The sequence below is a fragment of the Enterocloster alcoholdehydrogenati genome, from assembly GCF_013282095.1.
Classification (GTDB): Bacteria; Bacillota; Clostridia; order Lachnospirales; family Lachnospiraceae; genus Enterocloster; species Enterocloster alcoholdehydrogenati.
Genome location: NZ_BLTJ01000002.1, coordinates 237,628 through 250,505, shown reverse-complemented (window position 1 = coordinate 250,505; position 12,878 = coordinate 237,628). Strand labels below are relative to the sequence as shown.

General features: G+C 51.1%; 10 protein-coding genes and 1 tRNA gene. 10 read left to right on the top strand and 1 reads right to left on the bottom strand.

Annotated features, from left to right (window positions below; translation table 11 throughout):
- Positions 1-23 precede the first annotated feature (23 nt).
- The 10 genes from HW447_RS03505 to HW447_RS03460 all read left to right on the top strand — a co-directional run bounded on the left by HW447_RS03505 (position 24) and on the right by HW447_RS03460 (position 11,901).
- A complete protein-coding gene (locus tag HW447_RS03505; RefSeq protein ID WP_176253945.1) occupies positions 24-686 on the top strand; it encodes a UvrB/UvrC motif-containing protein in 663 nt (220 codons plus the stop codon).
- Positions 683-1,726, top strand: a complete 1,044-nt coding sequence (locus HW447_RS03500) for an ATP--guanido phosphotransferase (protein WP_176253944.1) — start codon at positions 683-685, stop codon at positions 1,724-1,726. Before HW447_RS03505 ends, HW447_RS03500 begins: the two co-directional genes overlap by 4 nt.
- A 15-nt stretch (positions 1,727-1,741) precedes the next feature.
- A complete protein-coding gene (locus tag HW447_RS03495) occupies positions 1,742-4,237 on the top strand; it encodes an ATP-dependent Clp protease ATP-binding subunit (RefSeq protein WP_176253943.1) in 2,496 nt (831 codons plus the stop codon).
- A 189-nt stretch (positions 4,238-4,426) separates the two neighbouring features.
- Positions 4,427-4,843, top strand: coding sequence for an endosialidase (locus HW447_RS03490; RefSeq protein ID WP_176253942.1), 417 nt, complete (start codon positions 4,427-4,429; stop codon positions 4,841-4,843).
- 159 nt (positions 4,844-5,002) lie between these two features.
- Positions 5,003-6,391 carry a DNA repair protein RadA gene (radA, locus tag HW447_RS03485; RefSeq protein ID WP_176253941.1) on the top strand — a complete coding sequence of 463 codons (1,389 nt, stop codon included), beginning with the start codon at positions 5,003-5,005 and terminating at the stop codon, positions 6,389-6,391.
- Between the two features lie 196 nt (positions 6,392-6,587).
- Positions 6,588-6,658: transfer RNA gene (locus HW447_RS03480), tRNA-Trp, on the top strand.
- A gap of 232 nt (positions 6,659-6,890) precedes the next feature.
- Positions 6,891-8,171 (top strand): DUF4317 domain-containing protein, encoded by a 1,281-nt coding sequence (locus HW447_RS03475; RefSeq protein ID WP_176253940.1) that lies wholly within the window; start codon positions 6,891-6,893, stop codon positions 8,169-8,171.
- A 148-nt stretch (positions 8,172-8,319) separates the two neighbouring features.
- Positions 8,320-8,760, top strand: coding sequence for an NUMOD1 domain-containing DNA-binding protein (locus HW447_RS03470; protein ID WP_176253939.1), 441 nt, complete (start codon positions 8,320-8,322; stop codon positions 8,758-8,760).
- A 289-nt stretch (positions 8,761-9,049) separates the two neighbouring features.
- Positions 9,050-9,295, top strand: coding sequence for an HPr family phosphocarrier protein (locus HW447_RS03465; RefSeq protein WP_176253938.1), 246 nt, complete (start codon positions 9,050-9,052; stop codon positions 9,293-9,295).
- Between the two features lie 146 nt (positions 9,296-9,441).
- The gene (locus HW447_RS03460; protein WP_176253937.1) at positions 9,442-11,901 is read left to right on the top strand and encodes an ATP-dependent DNA helicase; all 2,460 of its coding nucleotides are present in this window, start codon (positions 9,442-9,444) and stop codon (positions 11,899-11,901) included.
- Here HW447_RS03460 and HW447_RS03455 read toward each other — a convergent pair.
- Positions 11,885-12,760, bottom strand: a complete 876-nt coding sequence (locus HW447_RS03455; RefSeq protein ID WP_176253936.1) for a LysR family transcriptional regulator — start codon at positions 12,758-12,760, stop codon at positions 11,885-11,887. The two genes, HW447_RS03460 and HW447_RS03455, sit on opposite strands and share 17 nt — an antisense overlap.
- Positions 12,761-12,878: the final 118 nt, after the last annotated feature.

The window sequence follows — 12,878 nt, the reverse complement described above, 5'->3', positions numbered from 1 at the left end:
GAGCGCCCGGATGGAGGAGCAGTATGTTATGTGAGAAATGTAAGATACGGGAAGCAAACATAAAATATACGGAGATCATTAACGGAGTAAAGACAGAGCACAACCTCTGCTCCCACTGCGCCAGAGAGATGGATTTCGGCCAGTACGGCGCTGTGTTAGACGGAGAGTTTCCGCTGGGGCGGCTCTTATCAGGGCTTTTGGGCCTTGAGGAGGACGATGAGGAGACGGATGAGAGGGCGGCGGTGGTGTGTCCCACCTGCGGCGCCAGCTTTGATGATTTTGTGGAGAACAGCCGGTTCGGCTGTCCCGACTGCTACGGCGTTTTTGATCTTTTTATCAGTGATAAGATTAAGCAGCTCCAGGGGAGCGAAAGCCACAAGGGCAAACATCCCAGATTCAGGAGCAAATTTGAAAAAGAGCACCCGGATGCCATAAAGGCCTTCGGGGAGGAGCCGGATGTATCGGGAGCTGCAGGGCCCGGGGGGGACTCTGACGGATCGGTCAGGGAAGGCCTGGGTGCTCATCCGGGCGGCATGGGGCTGCAGGCCGTGCGCCTTCAGAAGGCCTTAAAAGAGGCGTTGGCAAAAGAAGATTACGAAAGCGCCGCCAGATACCGGGATGAGCTGCGTGCACTGAAGGAAAAAACGCCGGAAACCTCCGGGCCGGAAGGAGGAAAAGCGCAGTGAGCAGATGGTATGAAGGAATCCATGAGGAGCGTTCCAACATCATTTACAGCCGGATCCGCCTTTCTCGAAACTGGGATGAGTGCGTATTTCCATCCAGACTGGATGAGGCAGGAAGCCGCCAGCTGGTGGAACGTTTAAAAGAAGGCTTAAAGGACGCTCCAACCAGGGACGGCGGGATATTTTCCTGGTATGCCCTGGAAACGATGAACGGGGCGAAAAAGCAGGCGCTGAGAGAACGCAGGATCTTAAACCGGACTGCGGTGGAGATGAGCCGGCCGGGAGGGCTTTATCTTTCGGAGGATGAAAGCTGCAGCCTGCTTTTGGGGACGGATGACCACATCCGCCTCCAGCTGCTGGCTCCGGGCCTGGATTTAGAACAGCTGTGGAAGGCGGCAGATGAGCTGGATGATTACATCAATGAGCGTTTTTCCTATGCCTTTGATGAAAAATACGGCTATCTCACCACCTTTCCCACCAATGTTGGCACAGGTTTAAAAGCCTGTGTGGTGCTCCACCTTCCCATGCTTTCTCAGGTGCGCAAATTCCAGAGCATCGTGGGAGATATGGGGCGGCTGGGAACGGCCATCCGCGGGCTTTACGGCGAGGGAAGCGAAAACTATGGAAATATGTATGAGCTTTCCAATCAGAGAAGCCTGGGTCAGTCGGAAAAGGAGATCATTGAACAGGTGGCCAAGGCAGCGGCGCAGTTAAACAACCAGGAGCTTCGGGTAAGAAATGCGGCTCTTGGGGCCAGACGGCTGGAACGGGAGGATGAAACCTGGAAGTCCTACGGCATTCTCAAATACGCCAGGCGGATCACGGAAAAGGACGCCCGGATCTTTTTATCCCAGCTGATGGCGGGAGAAGAGGACGGGGTCATTTCCTTTGAAAAGGAGAGAAGCCTTTACAGCCTGATGATCGGCATCAAACCGGCCAATCTGGCGCTGTGGGCCAGCAGGCCTCTGGATAAGGATGAGGCAGACTGCGTGCGTGCCGCCTATATCAGAGAGAGGCTGCCCAGAATCATCGAAAGCGCATAAGGAGGACATAGATTTATGGAACGATATACACCACAGGCAAAGGAAGCCTTAGGCCTTGCGGTGGGCGTGGCAGAGAGTTTAAACCACGGCTATGTGGGAACGGAGCATCTGCTCATCGGCCTTTTGCAGGAGGGCACAGGCGTTGCGGCCAAAGTGCTGGAGGAGAACGGGGTAGAGGAGAATAAAGTCATTGAGCTGGTGAGCCAGCTGATTGCGCCAAATCCTACCCTTAAGACGGCGGATACAGCCTCCTATACCCCCAGAGCCCGCCGGGTCATAGAAAACAGCTACCGGGAGGCTGTGCGCTTTAAAGCCGCCCAGATCGGAACGGAGCATCTGCTGATTGCGATTCTGCGTGAGGGGGACTGTGTGGCCAGCCGCCTTTTAAACACCATCGGTGTCAGCATCCAGAAGGTTTATATTGACCTTCTGGCCGCCATGGGAGAGGACGCGCCTGCTGTGAAAGAAGAGATGCAGGGCGCCAGGACGGGACGGCGGGGAAATGCCACTCCCACCCTGGACAGCTACAGCCGGAATCTTACGAAAATGGCGGCAGAGGGAAAGCTGGATCCTGTGATCGGCCGTGAAAATGAGATCCAGCGGGTAATCCAGATCTTAAGCCGCCGCACCAAGAATAACCCCTGTCTCATCGGCGAGCCGGGCGTGGGAAAGACGGCCGTTGCAGAAGGGTTAGCCCAGATGATCGCATCGGGAAATGTGCCGGACGTCATTGCAGATAAGCGGGTTATGACGCTGGATCTGTCGGGCATGGTGGCCGGCTCCAAGTACCGGGGCGAGTTTGAGGAGCGGATCAAGAAGGTGATCGCGGAGGTGGTAGAGTCCAGAGATGTGATCCTGTTTATCGACGAGATCCATACCATCATCGGTGCAGGAGGGGCAGAGGGGGCTATGGATGCCTCCAACATTTTAAAGCCCTCCCTTGCGAGGGGAGAACTGCAGCTGATTGGAGCCACTACCATCAACGAATATCGCAAATACATTGAAAAGGATTCTGCCCTGGAGCGCCGTTTCCAGCCTGTGACGGTAGACGAGCCGGGAGAGGAAGCGTCTGTGGCCATCTTAAAGGGGCTGCGCAGCCGCTATGAAGAGCACCATAAAGTTGAGATCACAGATGATGCCCTGGAGGCCGCTGTGAAGCTTTCCAGCCGTTATATCAATGACCGTTTCCTGCCGGATAAGGCCATTGACCTGATCGACGAGGCCTCCTCGCGGGTGCGCCTGATGAACTACACCCGGCCGGAAAAGGTTCGGGAGCTGGAAGAGCAGATTGAAAAGCTGGAAGATGATAAGGAAGCCGCTATCAGGGATGAAGCCTATGAAAAAGCGGGCGAGATCAAGAAAAAGCAGGAAAAGCTGAGAGAAAAGATCCGTATTCTCTTAGAAAAGTGGCAGAAGGATAAGGAGACCAGAAAGCTGACTGTCAGTGAAAATGAGATCGCCGATGTGGTGGCAGGCTGGACCAGAATCCCGGTGAAGAAGCTGGCAGAGGAAGAATCTGAGCGGCTGAAAAACCTGGAAGGAATCCTTCATGAGCGGGTCGTAGGCCAGGAAGAGGCGGTGACGGCTGTTTCAAAGGCCATTCGCAGGGGACGCGTGGGATTAAAAGATCCAAGACGCCCTATTGGCTCATTTCTTTTCCTTGGCCCTACCGGTGTAGGGAAAACAGAGCTATCAAAGGCGCTGGCTGAGGCCATGTTCGGCACGGAAAGCTCCCTGATCCGTGTAGATATGTCCGAATATATGGAGAAACACAGTGTATCCAAGATGATCGGCTCCCCGCCAGGCTATGTAGGCTATGAGGAGGGCGGACAGCTCAGCGAAAAAGTCCGCAGGAATCCCTATTCTGTGATCCTGTTTGACGAGATCGAGAAGGCTCATCCTGATGTATTCAATATCCTTTTGCAGGTGCTGGACGACGGACACATCACAGACGCCCAGGGGCGCAGAATCGACTTTAAGAATACCATTATCATCATGACCTCTAACGCAGGGGCGGAGAATATCATTTCCCCCAAGCGCCTTGGATTTGGCATTGCTACGGACGCCAAGGCCGATTACAGCTTTATGAAAGGCCGTGTGATGGATGAGGTAAGGCATCTTTTTAAGCCGGAGTTCTTAAACCGTATCGACGAGATCATCGTGTTCCACCCGCTAAACAGAGAGCACATGAAGGGGATCGCTGATATTATGCTGCAGGGAATTGCAAAGCGCAGCAGAGATCAGCTTGGAATCGCCCTGTCTGTAGATGCGGCGGCTAAAGACCACCTGATTGACAAGGGTTATGACGATAAGTACGGAGCAAGGCCCTTAAGAAGAACTATCCAGAATATGCTGGAGGATAAGCTGGCAGAGGCGGTTTTAGACGGAACAGTCCGCAAAAATGCCCAGGTAGAGGTGGGCTTTGACGGGGAGAAACTTACATTTTCTATTAAGAAAAAGGCGGCGCCCCGCAGGAAAACGGCTGGGGCAAAAACCTTAGAAAACAGTTGAAAGCCTGCGCCGCAGTCATAAAAAATTCACTGGTTATTTTTGAAGGTTTGTTGTATAATCGGATTACAGATAATCCCGCCGTCCGCACAACAGCAGCTTTTGTCTGCGGCCGGGATACCCACAGGGATAAAAGACAGGCCGCCGGGGCAGCGCTCCGGGGCCCAGGCGAAGAAACAGGAGGATAAGAAGATGCCGGTTGTTGAAGAGCTGATCCGCGCAGAGCAGGATGGCACCATCAGTTTTGGAAATTACACATTAGGACAGAAGGCAAAGAAGTCTGATTTTGAATATGAGGGAGATATCTATAAGGTAAAGACCTTTTATGGGATCACAAAGCTGGAGCGCAATGATATGTTTGTGTATGAGTCTGTGCCGGGTACGGTGGCAGAGCATTTTAAGGTGTCCGATGAAGGCGTGGAATTTCTGGTAGAGGGTGCAAAGGATGCCCAGATCACCGTACAGCTGGAGGATGATACCGATTATGAGGTATATGTAGACGGCGCGGCAGTGGGCAGCATGAAAACCAACATGAGCGGAAAGCTAAGCATCAGCGTAGAGCTGGAGGAAGGCACGGCTGTAACAGTAAAGGCAGTAAAGAGAGTATAAGGGGAACAACGCGCTTTATAAGTAAAAGCAGACCATAAAAGTTCCTGGCTGTATATTCTGCAGACGGATTATGGGGCCGCCATAAAGGCGGCCCTTTTTGCGGTCTGCTGCATATTTGGAAAACAGGATATACAGGGGATGGAAAGGAAGGATAAGCCAATGGCAAGAGCAAAAACAACGGCGTTTTTCTGCAGGGAATGCGGATATGAGTCCTCAAAGTGGATGGGCCAGTGCCCGGCCTGCAAGGCCTGGAATTCCATGGTAGAAGAACCGGTATCAAAGACGTCTGGCGCTGTCAGCCCGTCGGGCCGTCAGACGGCGGGAGGCCTGGGCGCATCCGGCAGAGCGGCCAGGGCCTCTCTTTTGTCGGAGATCCGCCTGGAGAAAGAGGACAGGATTCCTACCGGTTTTAATGAGCTGGACCGTGTGCTGGGAGACGGCATTGTGTCTGGGTCCCTGGTGCTGGTGGGAGGCGATCCCGGAATCGGAAAATCTACCCTTTTGCTGCAGGTCTGCCGCCGCCTGGCAGCAGACGGGCGTCGGGTTCTCTATATTTCCGGGGAGGAATCTCTAAAACAGATCAAGATGCGGGCCAGCCGGATCGGAGAGGTAACAGGGGATCTGCGTTTCTTATGTGAGACGAATTTAGACCGCATCGAGCAGGCGATCGGGGCGGAAGAACCTCAGATTGCGGTTATTGACTCCATCCAGACGATGTATCGGGAGGAGATCTCATCCGCGCCTGGCAGCGTAAGCCAGGTAAGAGAGTCCACAGGGCTTCTGATGCAGATTGCCAAAAGCAGGGGAATTGCCATTTTTGTGGTGGGTCATGTGACAAAGGAAGGTGTGGTAGCAGGCCCCAGAGTTCTGGAGCATATGGTGGATACGGTGCTTTACTTTGAGGGAGACAGAAATGCCGTTTACCGCATTTTAAGAAGCGTAAAGAACCGTTTCGGCTCCACCAATGAGATCGGCGTCTTTGAAATGCGGGAGGAAGGGCTGGCAGAGGTAGAAAACCCTTCCGAATATATGCTGGACGGCCGCCCGGAAAATGCCTCCGGGGCAGTGGTATCCTGTTCCCTGGAGGGAAGCCGCCCCATCCTTTTGGAGGTTCAGGCCCTGGTGGCAGAAACAAACTTTGGTATGCCCAGACGCACTGCTGCCGGGACAGACTATAACCGGGTAAATCTTTTGATGGCAGTGCTGGAAAAGCGCTGCCGCTATGAGATGTCCCGGCTGGATGCCTATGTAAATATCGCAGGCGGTATGCGTATGAATGAGCCGGCTCTGGATCTGGCTATTGTTATGGCATTGATGTCCAGCTATAAGGACAGGCCTGTAGATCCGGGGATGCTTATATTCGGAGAGGTAGGGCTTTCCGGCGAGGTACGCGCCGTTTCCCAGGCGGATAAACGGGCGGCGGAAGCCGCCAGGATGGGCTTTACCGCCTGCGTGCTGCCAAAGGTATGTCTGGATAAGATGAAACCTGTAAAGGGGCTGCGCATGATTGGGGTATCTAATGTGCGGGAAGCCATTGGACTGCTGTAAATATCTGCAGCATAAACGGGAGCGGGGAGGAAAACCGAACCGGCTCCCTCTAATAGCCGACGAAAAAGGAGAGATTTAAACGATTTGCGGCCCTTCCAAAAATAGTTTAAAAAACTTTAAAAAAACAGTTGACACTTTCTGACGGCTATGGTATTATAACTGAGGTTCGAGAGAACAGCAAGACAAACAGCTAAATAGGGGAATAGTTCAATGGTAGAGCAGCGGTCTCCAAAACCGTAGATGGGGGTTCGAGCCCCTCTTCCCCTGTTGACTATTTTAACGAATAGCCCAACCCGCAGAAAAGCCGGAATACTTCAGACAGTGTTCCGGCTTTTTGTTGTATGTCAGCCCGTTGGGAGCATCAGCCATTCCTTAGCGTGTCTGTTTGGGATGGTCGGCGCGCTTAAAAAAGTCTCGCCAGCATTCGGGCCGGTGCTCTTGACTTCCCGCCCGTTCTGTTCTACTATAAATACAATCACAACAGGAGAGTCTTAAAAACATGAATAAAAAAGAGTGTAATGAGATCAAAAAGCTTTTTACTCCCGCCAACTGCGCCATCAGCCGGATCTGCGGCTGCTATGTGGATGCTGAGAAGAACAAGAAAACAGAATTAAAAGAGGCATTTTTATCTCTGCCGGAAGAAGAGGCCTTTAAGTATTTTACCATTTTCAGAAACGGTCTGTCCGGGACGGTTGGAAAGAATCTTTTAAATATGGAGTTTCCCTTACATACAGAAGAGGAGGGAGGCGCTCAGAACTTCCTTTTAAAACTCAGAGACAGCGAGCTTAAGGACGAAGGACTGATTGAGGAATTTTACGATAAGATCATTGCCCATTTTGACTACGGCGAAAATTATTACATTATCCTGATCCACTGTGCTTATGATATTCCCGCCAAGGCCACGGACGGCTCGGAGATGTTTGACGCCTCCGATTATGTCTATGAGTTTATCCAGTGCACCATCTGTCCGGTGAAGCTGTCAAAGGCCGGCCTGTGCTATAACTCCATGACAAATGTGATCGAGAACCGTACAAGGGACTGGCTGGTGGAAGCTCCCGTAAACAGTTTCATCTTCCCGGCCTTTAACGATCGGAACACAGATATCCACAGCCTGCTCTTTTATGCAAAGAACCCGGAGCAGCTGCCCGACGGTCTGATTGACGAGGTCTTAGGCTGCCAGATTCCCATGTCTGCCAAAAGCCAGAAAGAAACCTTCCAGGCCATTGTAGAAGAGACTCTGGGGGAAAACTGCGACTTTGAAACAGTAAAAAACATTCACGAAAATTTAAGCGAACTGGTGGAGGAGACAAAGGACGAGCCGGTGCCTCTTACTCTGGACAAATACCAGGTGAAGAAGCTGCTGGAAAATAACGGAGCCACCCCGGAGAAGCTTCAGGAGTTTGAAGAACGGTATAAGGATGTGGAAAATACGCCCAATACCAGTTTTGTGGCTGCCAATGTGGTAAATACAAAGAGCTTTGAGATCAAAACCCCGGATGTGACGATCAAGGTAGCGCCGGATAAGACATATCTGGTGGAAAACCGGATGATCGAGGGGCGGCCCTGTATCGTGATCGCTATCAATGAGCACGTGGAGATCAATGGTATTTCCTGCCGGCCTGTTTCCGTTCAGGAAAGAGGAGGATCCGCTCTGGCTGATTTGACGGCTGCATCCGGGGAACAGGAGAGCCTCTCTGATACGGCAGCCCTGCAGGCGGCCGCCTGCGGGGAGGATGCTGTGACTCCGGTTCCTTCAGGGATTCGGGCGATAGAAGAATAGACCCTGACATTCCGGATATCCGGCCTGTTTTCCGGTCTGTGTACACCCAATGTCAGGCAAAATATACACACATTATGTTGTATAGACAAAACAGATAATAGTTGTTATAATGACTACAACAACACAAAAAGGAAGGGTGAAGTTACAGATGAGTCGTACAATTAAAGCAGGTCATGTATACCGTCAGTATTCCCGTGACGGGATGTATATTGCGGATTATAAAAGTTCCCGACTGGCTTATGAGGCAACCGGCATTTCTCTGGGTTCCATTGCCAGAGCTGCTCACGGCGAGCGCAAAACAGGAGGCGGTTTTCTCTGGCGCGTAGTGCCTGAGGATGCACCGAAGGATCCCATCTGTGTCGATCTGACCAGCAGGATCGGCTACCACGATAAGCGGCCGCTGATTCAGATGACGTTGGAGGGTGAACCTGTTGCCGAATTTATTTCCATTGCCCATGCCAGCCGCAGTCTGGGGATCAGCAGAAGAAGTCTTTCCTGCGCGGTTACAGGCGCTCAAAAAACGGCAGGAGGATATATCTGGAAGGAGAAGGAAACAGAGGAGACAGGGGACAATCAGGAGAAGAAATAAAGCTGGCAAAAGAGGCGTTTTTTCTGAAAAACTCTTACGAAAAATCACCTGTATTATTATGTATTTAAATAAGAACAAAGCATATTTTACCATAGAAATGGAAAAAATATTTGTTTTTTGTATAAAAAAACGACTGTATTTTGAGATAAAAAGGTATATGTTACAAAAATGAGCCTTCTTTTGAAAAAATACGGGGAATGAAACAAAGTTTGACACACGGGAATAATAGTGATATAAATATACCACAACGAAAATTACCACACTGTTATATCCAAAAGGAGTCTTTGAAATGAAAGAAAAGAAAATTATGCTGACATCTATTGATGAGGCAAAGAGATTTGTAGCGGAGGCTTCCAAGTGTGACTTTGATATTGATGTATTTTATAACCGTTTTACGATTGATGCAAAGTCCATCCTTGGTGTTTTAAGCCTGGATCTTGCAAGGGTTCTGACTGTACAGATGAACGGCGGGAATGAGGCGTTTGAGGCGTACCTGGAAACGATCTCACCGGAAGCTGTAAGAAACGTTGCATAAAACAAGCTGTTTTAAAAACTGAAAACAGACGACTTAAGAGGCTGGATGCGAACATAGGTTTGCAATCCGCCTCTTTTTGTGGTATGCTGGTATAATTAGAAAAAAGTGCACGATCCACGTGCATCTGCAGTTACAGGAGGAAAGGGATGGCACAGCAGGAGTCTTTGTCGCTGGTACGGATCTCGGTGCGGAATCTTGTGGAATTTGTGATGCGTTCCGGCGATCTGGACGACCGGAGAACGGCGGGAGCCAGGAAGGAGGCCATGCAGGCCGGCAGCCGCCTCCACCGGAAGATCCAACGGCGCATGGGGGCGGGATATCAGGCAGAGGTGATTTTGAAACACGGGGTAAAGGAAGATGAGTTTGAGCTTCTGATTGAGGGGCGGGCCGACGGCATTATCACAGAGCCAGCAGGAGTGACGATCGATGAAATCAAATGTATTTACATGGATCTGAAACGGATGGATAGACCGGAGCCGGCGCATCTGGCCCAGGCGCTCTGCTATGGATATATGTATACGGCGGCTCATGGGCTGGAAACCATCGGCATCCAGCTTACCTACTGCAATATAGAGACAGAGGAGATCCGCCGGTTTCAGGAGATAAAGACAAGAGAGGAGCTGGAAAGCTGGTTTTCGGGTCTGATCCACGAATATGTGAAATGGGCCAGATATTTATACCATCACAGGTTGCGCCGGCAGGCGTGTTTAAAGGAACTGGAATTTCCCTATGCGTACCGAAAAGGGCAGAAGGAACTGGCAGCCTGTGTGTATCGAACCATTGCCCAGGGGAAAAATCTTTATATCCAGGCTCCCACAGGGGTAGGAAAGACCCTCTCTACCATATTTCCCAGCTTAAAAGCCATGGGGGAGGGATACGGGGATAAGCTTTTTTACCTCACTGCCAGAACCATTACCCGAAGCGTGGCAGAGGAAGCCTTCCAGATTCTGCGTGGCAGGAGGCATCTGTATTTTAATACTGTAACCATTACGGCAAAGGAAAAGCTCTGCATTCTGGAGCATCCAAGCTGCAATCCACTGGACTGCCCCAGAGCCAGAGGACATTTTGACCGGGTCAATGACGCGGTTTATGAGATTCTCCATGAGGAAGAAGGGATCACACGGGAAAAGGTGCTGGAATACGCAGAGCGATTCTCGGTCTGCCCCTTTGAGTTCTGCCTGGATATCAGCAGCTGGGTTGATGGGATCATCTGCGATTATAATTACGTGTTTGACCCTAATGTCCGTCTGAAGCGGTATTTTGCAGAGGGGGAACCGGCAGGCTCTTACCTTTTTCTGGTGGATGAGGCCCATAACCTGGTTCCCAGAGCCAGAGAAATGTACAGCGCATCCCTGATCAAGGAGGATCTTCTGCTTGCCAGACGCATTTTAAAGGGTATGTCCGGGGCAGAGAGGGTACTCTCCCTTTTAGACGGCTGCAACCGGCGGATGCTGGAACTGAAACGGGCCTACGGCGTGGGGAAAGAAGAGGAGGGTATCCGCCACCGGAAGGTACTTGGGGCGGATTATGAGCTTTTGGGGGATGTGAAGCTGCTTGCCCTGGATCTGATGGCGATGTTTGGAGAACTGGAAGTCTTTATGAATGAAAATGGAGAATTTACAGACCGGGATCGGGTGCTGGAGCTTTATTTTCAGGTTCGCGATTTCCTGAATATCCACGATCGCCTGGATGATCATTACCGGATCTATGCCAGGGTGATTGAGGAGGGGAAATTTATGGTAAAGCTTATGTGCATGGATCCTTCCCAGTGCCTCAAAAACTGTCTGGATCAGAGCGAGAGCACCGTGTTCTTCTCAGCTACCCTTCTTCCCATTAAGTATTATAAAGAGCTGCTCAGCGGGGATCCTGAGGCGTATGCCGTTTATGCTGCATCGCCGTTTCCGCAAAAAAACCGTCTGGTGCTGGCGGCTTCGGATGTAAGCAGCCGTTACAGCAGGCGGGGAAGAGTCCAGTATGAGCGGATCGCCGACTATCTGGAAACCATCATTCGAGGCAGAAAAGGAAACTATATGGTGTTTTTTCCCTCCTATCAGTTTCTGGAACAGATGGAAAAAGTGTTAGAGGAGCGGGAAAAGCTGCGGCCTCTGGGGTTTGACCGGGTCTGTCAGTCGGGCCGTATGACAGAAGAGGAACGGGAGGGGTTTCTGTCCCGGTTTGAGGAGGAACACAACCGTTCATTTGCGGCTCTCTGCGTGATGGGAGGTATTTTTTCGGAAGGGATTGACTTAAAAGAAGAACGCCTCATAGGCGCAGTGATCGTAGGAACCGGACTGCCCCAGGTAAACCCGGAGCAGGAGATCCTAAAAGAGTATTTTGATGAGCGTGAAGGGAATGGCTTTGACTATGCCTATCAGTATCCCGGTATGAATAAAGTCATGCAGGCTGCCGGCCGCGTGATCCGTACGGTTAATGACAAAGGAGTGATCGCCCTGCTGGACGACCGGTTCCTGCGGTCGGAGTATGTGGCCCTTTTCCCAAGGGAATGGGGAACCTATACAGTGGTAGACCGTGGAAACGTATCTCTGGCTTTGGAAGATTTCTGGGGACAATTCCCGGAGGGAAAGGGATTTACAGCATATCCATAAAGTGCTTGGCTGCCTGGGATACCGGCAGGCTTTCATTGTAAGCCACTACCATCTGGCGTCTGGGAAGCGTCTCAGACAGCTCCAGGATGAATAAGTCTTTATCATTGGCCGGGATGCAGAAATCAGGAACAAAGGCAATGCCAAGTCCGATTCTGGCCAGATCAATCAGCAGGTCATTGCTGGAAAGCTCGATCTCCGGCACCAGATCCAGCCGGTTTTTCTGGAAAATCTGATGGAGAAATTCGCTGGTGGTGCTTTTCCGATCCAGCATCATAATAGGGTAGTCCAACAGCTGGTTTAGGGTCAGTGTCTTTCCCTCCAGGTCAAAAGCCTGGCGGCTGGCCACAAAAACATCATAAAACTCGTTGATGATCCGGGTGCACAGCCCGCCGGTAAGCGCGGAATTGGGATAATTGGCGATGATGAAATCGCACTGGCCGTTTTCCAGGGCCTTGGCACATTCAATCGAGGTGTGATTCGTAACCTTGATATGGATATTTGGGAAAGCCTTGTGGAACTGGTTCAGATAAGTAACCAGATAATACCGGCAGATGGTGTCGCTGGCTCCGATGCGCAGCTGCCCTCCGTTCAGGGTATGGGCCTCAAGCAGCTGATTTTCTCCCTTGCGGATCAGGTTCATGGCTGGTTCGATATGCTTTAAGAGAATCTCTCCCTCCGGCGTAAGCTGGACCCGTTTGGTGCTGCGTATAAAAAGAGGCTGATTCAGCTTTTTTTCCAGGACTTTAATGGACTGGCTCACTGCAGACTGTGAGATGAACAGCTGCTTGGAAGCTTCTGAGAAACTGAGCGTGACGGCAACATGATAAAACACCTTATATAATTCATAATTTATATCCATTATTAAGTCCTCCTTATAACTGCTTCTATATTAACAGTTTTAAGCAGCTTTGTAAAGCGGTATTCTGGTTGGGTACCAGATGAACCGGGGGATCGGAGGACTTGACTTAAAGCGGAGG

Excerpts from the sequence above, each read along its gene's own strand:
- HW447_RS03505 (WP_176253945.1), top strand. The coding sequence starts at position 24 with ATGTTATGTGAGAAATGTAAGATACGGGAAGCAAACATAAAATATACG.
- HW447_RS03495 (WP_176253943.1), top strand. The coding sequence starts at position 1,742 with ATGGAACGATATACACCACAGGCAAAGGAAGCCTTAGGCCTTGCGGTG.
- HW447_RS03490 (WP_176253942.1), top strand. The coding sequence starts at position 4,427 with ATGCCGGTTGTTGAAGAGCTGATCCGCGCAGAGCAGGATGGCACCATC.
- radA (WP_176253941.1), top strand. The coding sequence starts at position 5,003 with ATGGCAAGAGCAAAAACAACGGCGTTTTTCTGCAGGGAATGCGGATAT.
- HW447_RS03475 (WP_176253940.1), top strand. The coding sequence starts at position 6,891 with ATGAATAAAAAAGAGTGTAATGAGATCAAAAAGCTTTTTACTCCCGCC.
- HW447_RS03470 (WP_176253939.1), top strand. The coding sequence starts at position 8,320 with ATGAGTCGTACAATTAAAGCAGGTCATGTATACCGTCAGTATTCCCGT.
- HW447_RS03465 (WP_176253938.1), top strand. The coding sequence starts at position 9,050 with ATGAAAGAAAAGAAAATTATGCTGACATCTATTGATGAGGCAAAGAGA.
- HW447_RS03460 (WP_176253937.1), top strand. The coding sequence starts at position 9,442 with ATGGCACAGCAGGAGTCTTTGTCGCTGGTACGGATCTCGGTGCGGAAT.
- HW447_RS03455 (WP_176253936.1), bottom strand. The coding sequence starts at position 12,760 with ATGGATATAAATTATGAATTATATAAGGTGTTTTATCATGTTGCCGTC.